Below are 14,989 nucleotides of genomic sequence, written 5' to 3'. Positions count from 1 at the left end.
TCAGCAACTTTGCAACTTTTGCTGAAAGACACTTTCATTCTTCTCGACGCGGGGTTACCTTCGTCACATCCCCGGACGGCTTCCTCGTCCGGCCCCCATATTCGAAGGAGAACTCATGCGACGTGGCATCGTGGCCACCGCAGTGGCGGCATCGCTCGCCCTCGCGGCATCGGCATGTGGCGGTAGCAGCGGCGAAAGCAGCGACGGCCCGGTCACCATCACCTGGTGGGACACCTCGAACGCGACCAACGAGGCCCCGACGTACCAGGCTCTCGTCAAGGAATTCGAGAAGGCCAACAAGGACATCAAGGTCAAGTACGTCAACGTGCCGTTCGACCAGGCGCAGAACAAGTTCGACACCGCGGCCGGCGCCAGCGGCGCTCCGGACGTGCTGCGTGCCGAGGTGGGATGGACCCCGGCGTTCGCACAGAAGGGCTTCCTCGCGCCCCTCGACGACACCGAGGCGCTGGAGGAGAAGGACGCCTTCCAGCCCAACCTGATCAAGCAGGCCGAGTTCGATGGCAAGACCTACGGCGTCCCGTTCGTCACCGACACCCTCGCGCTGGTCTACAACAAGGCCCTCTTCGAGAAGGCCGGCGTCACCGAGGCACCCACGACGTGGGACGACCTGAAGGCCGACGCCGCCACGATCAAGGACAAGACCGGCGTGGACGGCTACTGGGGTTCCACGGCCGCCTACTACGCCGAGCCGTTCCTCTTCGGCGAGGGCACCGACACCGTCGACGTCGAGAACGAGAAGATCACCATCACCTCGCCCGAGGCAAAGAAGGGTCTGACCACCTGGCAGGGTCTCTTCGACGGGAAGGGTCTGCACAAGGCGGACACCACCGCCGACGCGTACGCCCACATCCAGGACGCCTTCGTCAACGGCAAGGTCGCCGCGATCATCCAGGGTCCCTGGGAGATCACGAACTTCTACAAGGGCTCGGCGTTCGCGGACAAGAACAACCTCGGCATCGCGACCGTCCCGGCGGGCTCGACCGGCGAGGCCGGCGCCCCGACCGGTGGCCACAACCTGTCGATCTACGCCGGCTCGGATGAGGCCCACCAGGAGGCCTCGGCGAAGTTCGTGAAGTTCATGACCTCGGCCGACACCCAGGCCCAGATCGCGCTGAAGAACGCCACGCTCCCGACCCGCGACGACGCCTACACCGACGAGGTCAAGGCCGACCCGGCCATCGCCGGCTACCAGACCGTGCTCCCGGCCGCCCAGCCGCGACCCGAGCTGCCCGAGTACTCCTCGCTGTGGGGTCCGATGGATCAGGAGCTGCCGAAGATCGCCTCCGGCGCCGAGACCCTCGACGACGGTCTGGCCACGCTGGAGACGGCCTTCGCCGACCTGCTGCCCGAGTACTCCAAGTAGGTCAGGACTAATCGTCCGATGACTCTGACAGCACCAGCGCCCGCCGCCGAGACCCCGCGGTCTCGGCGGCGGGCGCCCGGCCCCCTCCAGCGCGCGCGAGACTCCTACCGCCGCTACTGGTACGCCTACGCGATGGTCGCGCCCGTCGTGATCGTCCTCGGCGTGCTCGTCGGCTACCCGCTCGCACGCGGCTTCTACCTGACCCTGACCGACGCCAACAGCCTCAACTCGGCACGCACCATCGGCGTCAACACGATCGATGCGACGTACAAGTTCATCGGTCTGGACAACTACGCCGAGATCTTGTGGGGCCCGTCGGCGTACGACCGGTTCTGGTCCCACTTCGTGTGGACCATCGTCTGGACCGTCACCTGTGTCGTCCTGCACTACGTGATCGGCCTCGGGCTGGCGATGCTGCTCAACCAGCGGCTGCGCGGGCGCGTGGCGTACCGGCTCCTGCTGATCCTGCCGTGGGCGGTGCCGACCTTCGTCACCGTCTTCGCCTGGCGGATCATGCTGGCCGACGCGGGCGTCATCAACACGATGCTCGGCACGATCGGCCTCGCCGAGCCGAGCTGGCTCGAGAACCCGACCTGGCAGCGAACGGCCGCGATCATGGTCAACACCTGGTGCGGCGTGCCGTTCATGATGCTCTCCCTGCTCGGTGGGCTGCAGTCCATCGACGAGAACCTCTACGAGGCCGCCGAGATCGACGGCGCCAGCGCCTGGCAGCGGTTCCGTCACGTCACCCTGCCGGGGCTCTCCTCGGTGAGCTCGACCGTCGTCCTGCTCGGCGTGATCTGGACCTTCAACCAGTTCGCGATCATCTTCCTGCTCTTCGGCAACACCGCGCCGGACGCGCAGATCCTGGTCACCTGGGCCTATCGGCTCGGGTTCGGACAGCAGCCACGCGACTTCGCCATGTCGGCGGCGTACGGCGTCCTGCTGCTCGCGATCCTGATCGTCTTCACGTCCTTCTACTACCGGTGGTTGAAACGCAATGACCAACTCGCCTAGCACGTACGCGCCCGGAAAACGGCAGCGCCGACGCGGCGAACTCGGCCCGGTCGCCCGGGTGGGCACCCACGTGACCCTCACGGTGGCGTCGCTGATCGCGCTGTTCCCCATCATCTGGCTCGTCTACCTGTCCCTGGGACCGGACAAGGACGACTACCTCCACCCCGGCGGGATCGCCGCGAAGGCGACCCTCGACAACTACTGGTTCGTGCTCACCAACACCGCCTTCTTCGACTGGCTGTGGTCGACGATGGTGGTCGCGGGCGGGACGACCCTGTTCGGGGTGATGTCGGCGGCGACGACCGGTTACGCGGTCTCCCGGATGCGGTTTCCCGGCAACCGGACGCTGATGTGGATCCTGCTGCTGACGCAGGCATTCCCGATCGCGGTGCTGATCGTGCCGATGTACGAGATCTTCTCCCGGCTCGGCTTGGTCGACTCCCACTTCGGTCTGATCCTGGTCAACTGCACCACGATCGTCCCCTACTGCTCGTGGCTGCTGAAGGGCTACTTCGACACCATCCCGATCGAGCTCGACGAGGCCGGCATGATGGACGGGCTCACCCCGTTCGGTACGTTCTGGCGACTGATCCTGCCGCTGGCCCGCCCGGGCCTCGCTGTGGCCGCGTTCTACGCTTTCATCACGGCCTTCGCCGAGGTCGCCTTCGCCTCGACGTTCCTGCTCGACGACTCGAAGTACACCTTCGCGGTCGGGTTGCAGAGCTTCATCAGCGAGCATGACGCACAGTGGAACCTGATGGCTGCCACCGCGGTCCTCATCGCCATCCCCGTGACCCTCTTCTTCTACCTCGTCCAACGACACGTCGTCACTGGTCTGACCGCCGGCGGCGTCAAAGGCTGAAAGGCCCCAGGAACATGAACAGCTCCTCCCTGAGCCCCGAGTGGTGGCGCGACGCCGTCATCTACCAGGTCTACCCGCGCAGCTTCGCCGACAGCGACGGCGACGGGACCGGCGACCTTCCCGGGATCCGGTCCCGGCTCCCCTACCTCCGCGACCTGGGCGTGGATGCGGTCTGGCTGAGCCCGTTCTACGCCTCGCCGCAGGCCGACGGCGGCTACGACGTGTCCGACTATCGGGCGGTCGACCCGCGCTACGGCACGCTGGACGACGCTCTCGCGCTGATCGCCTCGGCCCACGAGCTCGGACTGAAGATCATCGCGGACATCGTCCCCAACCACTCCTCCGACCAGCACGTCTGGTTCCAGCAGGCGCTGGCCGAGGGTCCCGGGTCGCCGATGCGGTCGCGCTACCACTTCCTGCCCGGACGCGGGCCGGACGGCTCGGAGCCACCGAACGACTGGGACTCGATCTTCGGCGGCCCGGCGTGGACGCGGGTCGACGATGGTGAGTGGTATCTCCACCTCTTCGCCCCCGAGCAGCCCGACTTCAACTGGAACTCCCCCGAGGTGCACGCGGAGTTCCTGGACATCCTGCGCTTCTGGCTCGACCTCGGCATCGACGGCTTCCGTATCGACGTCGCCCACGGTCTGGTCAAGGCCGAGGGCCTGCCTTCCATCGGTCACGCCGACCAGCTCCACCTGCTCGGCAACGACGTCATGCCCTTCTTCGACCAGGACGGCGTCCACGACATCTACCGCACCTGGCGGAACGTCCTGGCGGACTACCCGGGCCGGATCTTCGTCGCCGAGGCGTGGACCCCGACGGTGGCACGATCGGCCAACTACGTACGCACCGACGAGCTGCACCAGGCCTTCAACTTCGAATACCTCGATACCGCCTGGGACGCCGCGGCGCTGCGCAAGGTCATCGACAGCTCCTTGGACGCGATGCGGCCGGTCGGTGCTCCGGCGACCTGGGTGCTGTCGAACCACGACGTCACCCGGCACGCCACCCGGTTCGCCAACCCGCCGGGATCGGGCACGCAGATCCGTACGCCGGGTGATCGGGAGCTAGGGCTCCGTCGGGCTCGCGCGGCGACGCTGCTCATGCTGGCGCTGCCAGGGTCTGCGTACGTCTATCAGGGCGAAGAGCTCGGCCTCCCCGACGTCACCGATCTGCCCGACGAGGTCCGCCAAGACCCGTCCTTCCACCGCGCCAGCGGCCAGGACGGCTTCCGCGACGGCTGCCGGGTGCCGCTTCCGTGGACCCGGTCGGGTTCGTCCTACGGCTTCGGCGACGGCGGCTCGTGGCTGCCGCAGCCCGCGGAGTGGGCCGAGCTGAGCGTCGAGGCCCAGACCGGAGTCGAAGGGTCCACCCTAGAGCTCTACCGCTCCGCCATCCGCACGCGCCGCGAGGTCCCCGGCCTCGGCGCCGGCGACGCGGTGACCTGGCACGACGAGGCCCCCGCCGGGGTCCTCTGGTTCGAGCGCGACGGCTTCGCCTGCACGGTCAACACCACCAAGGAGCCGGTACGCATCACCGCCCCCGGCCGCGTACTCCTCTCCTCCTCCGGCCCTCTCCCCCTCGCCGGCGGCTCCGTCGACCTGCCCGGCGACACGACCGTCTGGTGGGAGATCTAACCCACGCCCCCAGCCGAGGCGTCACTCCCGTCGGCAGAGTTGGCACTTCAGTGCCGACTCGGCCGACGTACGTGACGCCTCGGCGGGCTATCGGCGGGCGGTGACGTAGCAGGCGACGGCGGTGGCGGCGGCGACGTTGAGCGAGTCGATGCCGGCGGACATCGGGATGATGGCGCGGCGGTCGGAGGCCTGCTGCCAGCGCGGAGAAATGCCGTGGCCCTCGGAGCCGAGGACGAGGGCGACCTTGTCGACGCCTTCGACAGCCTTCTCGATGTCGACGGCGTCGTCGGCCAGGGTCAGGGCGACCGTGGTGAAGCCGGCGGCGGAGAGGGACGGGAGGGCTTCGTACCAGTCCGGCAGGCGGGTCCAGGGCAGCGCGAAGACCGCACCCATCGCGACCTTGATCGAGCGCCGGTAGAGCGGATCGGCGCAGCGGGGAGCCAGCAGGACGGCGTCGAACCCGAGCGCGGCTCCGGAGCGGAAGATCGCGCCGACGTTGGTGTGATCGACGATGTCCTCGAGCACGAGCACCGAGCGGGCGCCCTCCAGCACGGAGTCGACCGACGGCAGCGGTCGCCGCTTCAGCGAGGCCAGCGCACCGCGGTGCACGTGGAAACCGGTGACCTCCTCGGCGGCCTTCTCGCTCATCACGTAGCACGGCGCATCGGTCGTGGCGAGCGTGTCGGCGAGCCCGTCGAGCCACTTCGGCGCCATCAGGAACGAGCGGGGCTCGAAGCCACCGGCCACGGCGCGGCGTACGACCTTCTCACCCTCGGCCAGGAACAGACCCTCCGAGGACTCCAGCGACTTGCGCAGCTCGACGTCGCGCAGGTCGCGGTAGTCGGCGAGCCGTGGATCGGCGGGGTCAGAGATCTCGATCATGGTCGCCATGGCTTCCCCAGCCTACGTGTCGGCAGTGCCCGGCCCGCCATCGACAGACGCCGGGTCGAGGTCTCGAAGACCTCGACCCGGCGTCTGCGCTGTCAGCTCGCCCAGGCGATCAGCGGAGGGTGGGCAGCTTCAGGAGTGCCACCCCAGACCCGTCCGCGTCATACCCGTACAGCAGCACACGCGAGCCATGGATCGCGAACGGGGTGTCCGCGACGAAGGTCTTGCGGTCGACCGTCTGACCCAGGTCGTACAGCTTGCCGTCCACGGTCCACACCGCAGGAGTGGCGTACTCGGGCTCGGTCTCCACCGAGCCGAGTACGAGGCCTTCGTCGGTGATCTTGATCGCCGAGCCGTTGTAGCCCAGGTCGGCGAGGCGTCGGATGCCGCCGTCCTTGGTCCAGATGAACGCGTCGTCCCCGGAGATGCCCACGACGTCGCCGCGCGCGTTGATCGACTGGGCGACGGCGTTCTGGCCAGCGAGGATCCCGAGGTCCTCGACCTCACCCTGCGGGGTCCACCGCACCGCGTGCAGCACGCCGTCGAGCGCGGACGTACCGACGACGTAACCGGCGTCGTTGATGTCGAACGCCCGGGTGCCACCTGGATCCTCCGACAGGTGCGGGAGCCGGCGGAACCCTTCGCCGTCGGTCCACACCCAGCCCTCGGAGTAGGTGCGGAAGGCGCCGCCCGCGTCCTTCTCCTTGAGGTAGGACGTGCCGACCACCTGGACGCCATGGTCCTCGGTCGCGTCGTTGAGCCCGTAGGTGTAGGTGTGGCTGTAGTTGCGCCAGTCCGGCGTGCCGAGATCGACGTGGGTTCCGTCGGCGCGCCACAACGCGGCCGCGAGACCTCCGCTGCGCAGGAGGATCTGCCCGGCGGCATCTCCGGCCTCGTTGACGCCGTACGCCGAACCGCGGTAGCCGTTCTCGCCGAGAGCGAGCGTGCGGAAGCCGTCCTCGGCGGACCACAGCACCGGGGTGGTCTGCGAGTTGATCTGGTCATCGCCGGAGACGACGCCCGACGAGTTCATGTCGGTGCCGACGAACGGGTTTTCGGTGGCCTCGATCTGCGCCTGCGGTGAGCGTACGGCGGGGATCCTGACCTCGGTCGAGCCGACCTGGACACCCTGAGCGTTGGTCACCGGGACGGTGCCCACCAGGGGCCTGGTGCCGAACGGGTGCGCGACGGCGGTCACGTCGACGTCGATCGCCAGGTTCTCGCCGGGAGCGAGCGGGCGAGCCTCGCCCCCGGTGACGGCGATGGTGCCGAGCGAGGGTGAGTAGACCTTCTCGACGTAGTCGAACTCGGTCTCGCCGTCGGGTACGGACGAACCGTTGACGACCACGACGTACGAACCAGGAGCCGGGTCGTGCAGGACGACCCGCTCCGTGCCGGGACCGACGTTCTGGGCGCGGGCGACGATCTGCCCGGTCGCGAGGTGGGCCACCAGCACGTCCAGGTCCGCGTCCGGGTCGTGCGCCGTGAGGGTCATGTCGAGGAGCGTGCCGTCACGCGGGACGTACACGCCGTTCTCTCCCACGCCGCCGTCGGCGACGGCGCCGCGCAGGGTGACGGTACGTCCGAGCGAACCCTCCTTCGGCCGCGCCGTCAGCGCACCCCACACGTTGGTCGCGGTGAGCGAGGCGGACTGCGGCGCGTGCACGTCCGTGGCGTCCAGCTCGATCGCCGCGGGTTCCATCGCCACACCCTGCAACGCGACGTCGACACGGTAGCCGGCGGTCAGCGCGGGTGCGACCCGCGAGGAGTCCACGACGAACTCCCACACGCCCGGTCGGGGCAGGGTGTAGGACCGCGAGGCGGGGTCACAGCTGTCGGTCGCGGTGTAGCAGGTCCGGGCGGCGGAGGTGTCCACCGGCATGCCTGCCGGGTCGAAGGCCCGCACGCGTACGGAGCCGGATGTCGGTCTGCCGTCACCGTCGGTGAGCGCCAACTGCAGGTTCTGTACGCCCTCGGGCACCGCGACGAAGAACGACTCGGCGCCGCCGCGGCCGACCGAGCCGGTGGACCGCACCGTGCGGTCCGGCGCGGGGGCGACCTGGCTGGCGACGACGGTCAGCGGCACGATGTGGTCGATGCCGGGGGTGCGCGGGTCGTCGACGCGCAGCAGGGCGGAGTGCAGCCCGGCGGCCTTCGGCTTCGAGGTGACCGGCACCACGGTGGCCTCGTCCTTCGCCAGCTTCACCGTCGTCGGCACGCTGAAGGTGCCGTCGTCACCGACCAGGCTCAGCCGGTGGGTCGCGGCACGCTTGTCACCGCTGGTGCGGGTGATGGTGACGTCGTACTGCTTCTTCGTCCCCGGGACGGCACCGTCCTCGGACGGCAGGCAGCGATCGTGCACGCCGGCACCCTTGTTCGGGGTCTCGAGCGAGGCCGAGCTCGCAGTGCACACCGGGGCGGAGGTCGTGTAGGTGTCGTGGTCGGGGCGTCCGGCACCCGGGGCCGCCAGCGCGTCCCAAGCGGCGGCGACATCGACGACGCCACCACCCTGTGCGGCCACCTGGACGCCGTCGATGGGCTTGGCGGAGTCGACGACGGCGGAGCGGACTCCGGTCGTGGTGACCGCCGTGTCGGTGGCGGTGGCGGCCGATCGCAGCAGCGCCACGGCGCCCGCGACCTGTGGGGATGCCATCGAGGTGCCGTTGAGCATGGCGTAGCCGGCGGGCAGCTCGTATCCGGCATCTGGCACCGGCTGGCCCTCGAGCCAGGCCGGGATGCTCGAGACAGCCGCGCCCGGGGCCGTCACCGTGGGCTTGAGCGCGCCGTCCTCCGAGGGGCCACGCGAGGAGAACGGGAACAGGTCGAGGGCGGCGGGCACCCGGGCGCCGTAGTCCGCGAGCCAGGTGTCGTCGCTGACCGAGGCGGCGACCGAGATGACGGCGTCGCCGGTCGACGGCGGCGCCACGGTGTTGAGACCGGGACCCTCGTTGCCGGCCGACGCGACGATGTCCACGCCGTGCTGGCGCACCAGCTGGTCGTAGAGACGCGCGATCGCGCTGGAACCGTCGTTGAGCGGTACGAGACCGCCGAGAGACACGTTCACGACGTCGACGTCGTAGTCGGTGACCAGGTCGATCATGCCCTCGGACATCGCGACGGACGTGCAGCCGCCCTGGTAGACGCAGGCCCGCGCGGAGACGATCTGCGCGCCGGGCGCGGCGCCGGTCATCTCGCCGCCCAGCAGCCCGTTGCCCGCCGCGATGCCGGCGACATGGGTGCCGTGGGTGGCCGTGACCAGGCCGAGGTTGACGTAGTCGGCCGTACGGCCGACCCAAGAACCGCCCAAGGGGGTGAGATCGACGTCCCGGCGGTAGTCCACGGTGAACGACTGGCTCTCGACGACGTCGGTGTCCGGGTCATCGACGCCGAGGTGGCCGACCTGTCCGGCGACGTCGAAGGGCTGCATGCGCTCCTCCTCGACCATGTCACCGTCCTGGTCGACGTCGACGATCACGTCGCCGGACTCCGGGTCGATGAGCACCATCAAGCTCTCGCCGGTCTTCCCGTCACGGTCCAGATCGCCGGCCGCGGCTCCGCGCGCAGCGACAGTCTCGTTGTAGGTCGTGTACTGGAAAGTGCCCTCGGGGATCGTGTAGGTGATCCCGCCCGAGCTGAAGGTGGGCCCCGTGCGGGTGCCGGTCAGGCGGCGCCAGGTGCCGTCGCCGTCGATGACAGGGTCCGTCGCGGTGAACCAGCCGGTGACCTTCGGCTTGCCGTCGGTCGTCTTCTGGAGCGCGGGGTGGCCCAGGTCGACGCCGGTGTCCAGGATGCCGATGGTCGTGCCGCGACCGTCCCACTCAGGGTGCTCCTGCGCGAACTGGACCGCGCCGATCTCGCCGGAAGGAAGGTAGGGATTGTCGGCGGGTGTGGCGGCCGATGGCGCCTCGGGCAGGTCACCGTCCGAGCCGGCGGGCGCCTGCGCGCCACCCTGTTCCACGAGCGCGCTGTGCGGCGTCGGCTCCGGGACGCGGATCTCGCGGTCGAGGTCGACCGCCGTGACGGCGCTGTTGCCGGCGATCGCTGCGACCTGGCTCGTCGGCACAGTGGCACGGACGTAACCGAGCTTGGCCTCGCTCCGTCCCACCGAGCCGCCCTTGTCGCGGACCGCGTCGCCGACCTCGTCGGCTGCGCCCGGCTCGACCGCCATCAGCACGGTGACGTGCTTCTCCTCGGCGGCACGTGCCTCGGCGAGCAGCTGCTGGTCGGCGCCGCCGAGCTTGGCCTCGATGGCCTTCGCCGCCGAGCCGTCGGTGACGGACGTGAAGCCCGCATCGTGCTGCTCGTACGGGCTGTCGACGCCGCTGACGGCCTCACGGGCCGCTTGGATCGGTGAGACGAGCTCGCCCTCCGGCTCGGCGGCCGAGCCGGAGGCGGCGAGAATGGGTACGCCGAGCGTGGCAGCCAGGATGGCGGCCGCTGCCCGGGTCGTGGCGCGGTTCTTGCGCGCGAGAGGGTGCATGGGGGACTCCTTGGAACGGTACGGAGACAGTCCCGCGTTCCTCAGGAGGGGTCAACGAGTTTGGGCTGGCCGAACCTCGCCATGGCATGAACTCGCCAGCGGCGCCCTCGTGCCGCGGCGGAATCCTAGAAGGAATCCGGGTGGGCGACGCGGACGACCTCGCCGATGACGATGATCGCCGGGGGCTGGACGTTCTCGTCGACCAGGACCTTCTCGAGGGTCTCGAGGGTCGCCAGGACCGTACGCTCCGTGGGCATCGTGCCGTCGCAGATGACCGCGACCGGGGTGCCCGGGTCGCGGCCGCCGTCGAGCAGCGCGGTCGCGATCGCGGGGGCGTTCTGGACGGCCATGAGCAGGACCAGGGTGCCGCCGAGCTGAGCCACGGCAGACCAGTTGGTCAACGAGGTGGGGTCGCCCGGGGGCACGTGGCCGGAGATGACGGTGAACTCGTGGGCGACGCCGCGGTGGGTCACCGGGATCCCGGCGACGCCGGGCACCGTCACCGGCGAGGTCAGGCCGGGGATGACGTGCACCGGGACGCCGGCCTCGCGGCAGGCCAGGACCTCCTCGAAGCCACGCCCGAAGATGAAGTTGTCGCCGCCCTTGAAGCGCGCGACCGCCTTCCCCGCCTTGGCCGCCTCGACGATGATCCGGTTGATCTCCTCCTGCTGCGCCGAGCGGCCGCGGGGAAGCTTGGCGACGTCGACCAGCTCGACGTCGGCGGGCAGCTCGGAGAGCAGCTCTCGCGGCGCCAGCCGGTCGGCGACGACGATGTCGGCCTCCATCAGGGCCTTGCGCCCGGCGACGGAGATCAGTCCGGGGTGGCCCGGACCGCCACCGACCAGGGTCACTCCGGCCACCCGCTCACGCTCGTGCGGCGCCACCAGCTCACCAGAACGCAGCCCGTCGAGGATCCGGTCGCGGACCCCCGCGGAGCGCCGCGGGTCACGGTTGGCGAGCACGGCGACGGTCAGGTCACCGTCATGGCCGGTCGCCGGGGTCCAGGCGGTGGCCTGCGTGCCGTCGTCGGAGCGTACGCAGAAGATCCGCCGCTCCTCGGCCGCGGCCGAGACCGCTTCGTTGACGTCGGCGTGCTGGGCCGCGGCGATGACGTACCAGGCGCCGTCGAGCACGTCGGCCGAGAAGCGGGCCTGGTGCCAGGTGATCTCCCCCGAGCCGAGCAGGCCCTCCAGCGCGGGCGTCAGCGACGGCGAGACGACCTCGACCCGCGCCCCCGCGGCGATCAGCGCCGGCACGCGCCGCTGCGCCACCCGGCCACCACCCACGACGACCACCCTCCGCCCCTCCAGGATGAGGCCGGCGGGATAGGGAACGGCATGCTCTGAACTCATGGGTACATCCTCGCCCAACAACCGGGCGTGACCTGACGACGGGTCGATTCGCGGACGGCCTCGGTGAGCTACGTTGGTGAACATGGCACTCGATCGCCCGGTGAAACCGGATCCCTACTCGCTCATGCCCGCCCTCCCCTCCTTCACGCTGACCAGCGAGGACGTGACCGACGGTCAGCCGCTGAAGCAGGACCAGGTCTACGACGGCGGCAACACCTCACCGCAGCTCAGCTGGAGCGGACCGCCGGAGGGGACGAAGTCGTACGTCATCACCTGCTTCGACCCCGATGCACCCACGCCCAGCGGGTTCTGGCACTGGGCGCTGGTCGACGTCCCCGCCGATGTGACCGAGCTGCCGGCCGGCACCGGAGCTGGCGGCGCCGAGCTTCCGGGCACGGCGTTCCACGTCGCCTCCGACTTCGGCACCAAGGAGTTCGGCGGCGCCGCTCCCCCCGCCGGCGACCAGGTCCACCGCTACTACTTCGTGGTCCACGCCGTCGGCGAGGAGACGCTGGGCGTGAACGACGAGGTCACCCCGGCTGTCGTCTCCTTCAACCTGGCCTTCAAGGCGCTGGCTCGCGCCGTCCTGGTCGGCACCTACCAGCACTGAGACGCGGGTAGGGCCTGGTCGCCTCGGGCTCCACCCTCCTCAGCACGTCTCGGCCTCAGCCCAGGTGGGTCAGCGGCATCGGCGTACGCCGGTGCTCGACGTCTTCGGACAACCCGAACGCGAGGAACATCTCGCTCAGACATCGCTCGAACTGCCGCCGGCCGCCGAAGAGCCTGCTGATGATCGCGCGCTCGGGGAACCCGGCGTGGATCAGGCCCAGCACCTCGCTCTGCCGCATCGTCAGCCTCGCGATCACCTCGGCGTCGGCGTCCGGCGACGCCTCGACCATCCGCGAGATGACCTCTGGGTCCACGACGACCTCCCCCGAGGCCACCCGGCCGACGACGTCGAAGAAGTGGGGGATGGTGCGGACGCGCGACTTGCGCAGATAGCCGAGGCCACCGGTGCCGGTGCTGGTGAAGACCGATGCGGCGTACGCGGCGTCGACCGAGTCCGCGAGCACCACGATGCCCATCTCCGGCACCTTCTCGTGCAGCCGGAGCGCGGCGCCGATGCCCTCGGCCTGGCGCGCACCCAGTCGCGCGTCGGTCACCACCAGCGTGGGCAGCGTGTCGGTCGCGGCCTGGATGAGCGCCTCGGCGTCAGCGGCATCGGCGACCACCTGATAGCCACCACGTGCAAGCAGGTCGGTGAGTCCAGCACGAAGAAGAGGCGACTCGTCGGCAACGACGACACTCGGCTCATAGCTGGGCACAACGGCTCCGCTCGGTTCGGGGGATCCGATCGAGACGCATTCTGTCGTACTCCAGCGCAAACCCCCGGGATATCGCGCCCGTGTTCGGAGCAGGCGTGACGGCCCTCAGTACGCCGGCGGCCCCTCCGAGGCCTGCTTGAGAAGCGTCTCGAAGGAGGTCGGGTTGGCGAACTCGTCCTCGACCATCGCCCGGTGGGGCGCCGGAGCCGGCGCGCCACCCGCCACCGCCAGCAGGGCGGCCAGCTCGGCGGCAGCGCGGTCGACCCGCTTCGCGAGCTCCGGACCTCCGGCGAAGTCATCGGTGGCGGCGAACACGCCGGTCGGCACGACCACGGCGTGCAGGTAGGCGAAGAGCGGGCGCAGCGCGTGCTCGAGCACCAGCGAGTGCCTGGCGGTGCCGGCGGTGGCCGCGATGAGGACCGGCTTCGCATCCAGGACGCCCTGCTCGAGCACGTCGAAGAACGTCTTGAACAGGCCCGAGTAGGAGGCCGAGAAGACCGGCGTCACTGCGATGACGGCGTCGGCACGGCGCACCTGGTCGATGGCCGACTGGAGCGCCGGCTTCGCGAAGCCAGTGAGCAGGTTGTCGGTCAGCTCGTGCGCCAGGCCGCGCAGCTCGACGTGCTCGACCTCGACCTCCGCGCCCCGGGCCTGCACGGCCCGGGTCGTGGCGTCGCCGAGCATGTCGGCGAGCAGCTTGGTCGAGGACGGGACCGACAGCCCCGCGGAGACGACGACGATCCGGGTCACAGCTCCCCCTCGAGCACCTTGGCGACCTCCGGGTCGGTCAGGTCACGGTCGGACGAGCCGGTGGCGGAGTCGCCCTCAGCGTAGACGGTCGAGTCCTTCGCACCGCCGGCCTTCTCCACCAGGGAGGCGTGGGTCGGGGCGTCCGGGACACCGGGCTTGCGCAGCTTCGCGAACTCCGCGCGCAGGGTCGGCAGGATCTCGCCATAGAGGTCGAGCTGCTCCAGCACCGTCTTCAGCGGCAGCCCGGCGTGGTCGAGCAGGAAGAGCTGACGCTGGTAGTCACCGACGTACTCACGGAAGGAGAGCGTCCGCTCGATGACCTGCTGCGGCGAACCGACGGTCAGCGGGGTGGCCTCGCTGAAGTCCTCCAGCGAGGGGCCGTGACCGTAGACCGGGGCGTTGTCGAAGTAGGGCCGGAACTCGTCGACCGCGTCCTGGGAGTTGGGCCGCATGAAGAACTGCCCACCCAGCCCGACGATCGCCTGGTCGGCGGTGCCGTGGCCGTAGTGCTCGAACCGCTGCCGGTAGAGCTGCACCATCTGCTTGGTGTGCGAGGCCGGCCAGAAGATGTGGTTGTGGAAGAAGCCGTCGCCATAGTACGCAGCCTGCTCGGCGATCTCGGGCGAACGGATCGAACCGTGCCAGACGAACGGCGCGACGCCGTCCAGCGGCCTCGGCGTCGAGGTGTAGCCCTGCAGCGGCGTACGGAACCGGCCGGACCAGTCGACGACGTCCTCGCTCCACAGCCGGCGCAGCAGCGCGTAGTTCTCGATCGCCAGGTTGATGCCCTGGCGGATGTCCTTGCCGAACCAGGGGTAGACCGGGCCGGTGTTGCCGCGGCCCATCATCAGGTCGACGCGGCCGTCGGTGAGGTGCTGGATCTTGGCGTAGTCCTCCGCGATCAGCACCGGGTCGGTGGTGGTGATCAGCGTGGTCGCGGTGCTCAGGATGATGTTCTCGGTCTTGGCACCGATGTAGGCCAGGGTGGCGGTCGGGTTGGAGGCGATGAACGGCGGGTTGTGGTGCTCACCGGTCGCGAAGACGTCCAGACCCACCTCCTCGGCGTGCTTGGCGATCTCGACGGTCGCCTTGATCCGCTCGTGCTCCGTCGGGGTCCTGCCGGTCGTCGGGTCCATCGTGACGTCACCGACGGTGAAGATGCCGAACTGCATACCCATGGTTCCCTGCCCCTTTCGTGGACATTTCCACGATAGTTGAAATCCGAACTACTCGGCAAACAGTTGCTGCATCAACGTTATTCCAGGAAACCCCTTGGCGTAGGCAGGCCCCG

The 14,989-nt window shown here is 69.6% G+C and carries 11 protein-coding genes; 5 read left to right on the top strand and 6 right to left on the bottom strand.

What is annotated here, in order from left to right; translation table 11 throughout:
• Positions 1 to 115: 115 nt before the first annotated feature.
• The 4 genes from IEY84_RS16345 to IEY84_RS16330 are packed head-to-tail and all read left to right on the top strand — an operon-like array spanning position 116 to position 4,903.
• On the top strand, positions 116 to 1,384 hold the full coding sequence (locus IEY84_RS16345) for an extracellular solute-binding protein (protein ID WP_183545455.1): 1,269 nt from the start codon (positions 116 to 118) through the stop codon (positions 1,382 to 1,384).
• A gap of 18 nt (positions 1,385 to 1,402) precedes the next feature.
• Complete coding sequence (locus IEY84_RS16340; RefSeq protein WP_183545456.1) at positions 1,403 to 2,401, top strand: carbohydrate ABC transporter permease; 999 nt, start codon at positions 1,403 to 1,405, stop codon at positions 2,399 to 2,401.
• Positions 2,385 to 3,263 (top strand): sugar ABC transporter permease, encoded by an 879-nt coding sequence (locus IEY84_RS16335; protein ID WP_183545457.1) that lies wholly within the window; start codon positions 2,385 to 2,387, stop codon positions 3,261 to 3,263. The genes IEY84_RS16340 and IEY84_RS16335 overlap by 17 nt, the downstream gene beginning before the upstream one ends.
• 14 nt (positions 3,264 to 3,277) lie before the next feature.
• The gene (locus tag IEY84_RS16330; protein ID WP_183545458.1) at positions 3,278 to 4,903 is read left to right on the top strand and encodes a glycoside hydrolase family 13 protein; all 1,626 of its coding nucleotides are present in this window, start codon (positions 3,278 to 3,280) and stop codon (positions 4,901 to 4,903) included.
• Positions 4,904 to 4,990: 87 nt separating this feature from the next.
• On the opposite strand, the gene IEY84_RS16325 is transcribed toward IEY84_RS16330, so the two are convergent.
• From IEY84_RS16325 to cobA, 3 genes are all read right to left on the bottom strand, one after another.
• Positions 4,991 to 5,794, bottom strand: a complete 804-nt coding sequence (locus IEY84_RS16325) for a TrmH family RNA methyltransferase (protein WP_183545459.1) — start codon at positions 5,792 to 5,794, stop codon at positions 4,991 to 4,993.
• A gap of 109 nt (positions 5,795 to 5,903) precedes the next feature.
• On the bottom strand, positions 5,904 to 10,271 hold the full coding sequence (locus IEY84_RS16320) for a S8 family serine peptidase (protein ID WP_183545460.1): 4,368 nt from the start codon (positions 10,269 to 10,271) through the stop codon (positions 5,904 to 5,906).
• A gap of 125 nt (positions 10,272 to 10,396) precedes the next feature.
• A complete protein-coding gene (gene cobA / locus IEY84_RS16315; protein WP_183545461.1) occupies positions 10,397 to 11,623 on the bottom strand; it encodes a uroporphyrinogen-III C-methyltransferase in 1,227 nt (408 codons plus the stop codon).
• A gap of 82 nt (positions 11,624 to 11,705) precedes the next feature.
• Here cobA and IEY84_RS16310 point away from each other — a divergent pair, with 82 nt between their 5' ends.
• Positions 11,706 to 12,233, top strand: coding sequence for a YbhB/YbcL family Raf kinase inhibitor-like protein (locus tag IEY84_RS16310; RefSeq protein ID WP_183545462.1), 528 nt, complete (start codon positions 11,706 to 11,708; stop codon positions 12,231 to 12,233).
• Between the two features lie 55 nt (positions 12,234 to 12,288).
• Here IEY84_RS16310 and IEY84_RS16305 read toward each other — a convergent pair whose 3' ends face one another.
• The 3 genes from IEY84_RS16305 to IEY84_RS16295 form a co-directional block, all read right to left on the bottom strand.
• The gene (locus IEY84_RS16305; protein WP_183545463.1) at positions 12,289 to 12,948 is read right to left on the bottom strand and encodes a response regulator; all 660 of its coding nucleotides are present in this window, start codon (positions 12,946 to 12,948) and stop codon (positions 12,289 to 12,291) included.
• A gap of 105 nt (positions 12,949 to 13,053) precedes the next feature.
• Positions 13,054 to 13,698, bottom strand: coding sequence for an FMN reductase (locus tag IEY84_RS16300; protein WP_183545464.1), 645 nt, complete (start codon positions 13,696 to 13,698; stop codon positions 13,054 to 13,056).
• Positions 13,695 to 14,870, bottom strand: a complete 1,176-nt coding sequence (locus tag IEY84_RS16295) for an LLM class flavin-dependent oxidoreductase (protein ID WP_183546270.1) — start codon at positions 14,868 to 14,870, stop codon at positions 13,695 to 13,697. The genes IEY84_RS16300 and IEY84_RS16295 overlap by 4 nt, the downstream gene beginning before the upstream one ends.
• Between the last annotated feature and the right edge of the window lie 119 nt (positions 14,871 to 14,989).

Origin of the sequence: Nocardioides albus, assembly GCF_014648255.1 — a bacterium.
Taxonomy (GTDB): domain Bacteria; phylum Actinomycetota; class Actinomycetes; order Propionibacteriales; family Nocardioidaceae; genus Nocardioides; species Nocardioides albus.
This window is presented reverse-complemented; position numbering and strand designations above follow the sequence as displayed.

What these genes read in the sequence shown, in the direction of transcription:
- IEY84_RS16330 (WP_183545458.1), top strand. Translation starts at nt 3,278, where the DNA reads ATGAACAGCTCCTCCCTGAGCCCCGAGTGGTGGCGCGACGCCGTCATC.
- IEY84_RS16345 (WP_183545455.1), top strand. Translation starts at nt 116, where the DNA reads ATGCGACGTGGCATCGTGGCCACCGCAGTGGCGGCATCGCTCGCCCTC.
- IEY84_RS16325 (WP_183545459.1), bottom strand. Translation starts at nt 5,794, where the DNA reads ATGGCGACCATGATCGAGATCTCTGACCCCGCCGATCCACGGCTCGCC.
- IEY84_RS16340 (WP_183545456.1), top strand. Translation starts at nt 1,403, where the DNA reads ATGACTCTGACAGCACCAGCGCCCGCCGCCGAGACCCCGCGGTCTCGG.
- IEY84_RS16335 (WP_183545457.1), top strand. Translation starts at nt 2,385, where the DNA reads ATGACCAACTCGCCTAGCACGTACGCGCCCGGAAAACGGCAGCGCCGA.
- IEY84_RS16295 (WP_183546270.1), bottom strand. Translation starts at nt 14,870, where the DNA reads ATGCAGTTCGGCATCTTCACCGTCGGTGACGTCACGATGGACCCGACG.
- IEY84_RS16310 (WP_183545462.1), top strand. Translation starts at nt 11,706, where the DNA reads ATGGCACTCGATCGCCCGGTGAAACCGGATCCCTACTCGCTCATGCCC.
- cobA (WP_183545461.1), bottom strand. Translation starts at nt 11,623, where the DNA reads ATGAGTTCAGAGCATGCCGTTCCCTATCCCGCCGGCCTCATCCTGGAG.
- IEY84_RS16320 (WP_183545460.1), bottom strand. Translation starts at nt 10,271, where the DNA reads ATGCACCCTCTCGCGCGCAAGAACCGCGCCACGACCCGGGCAGCGGCC.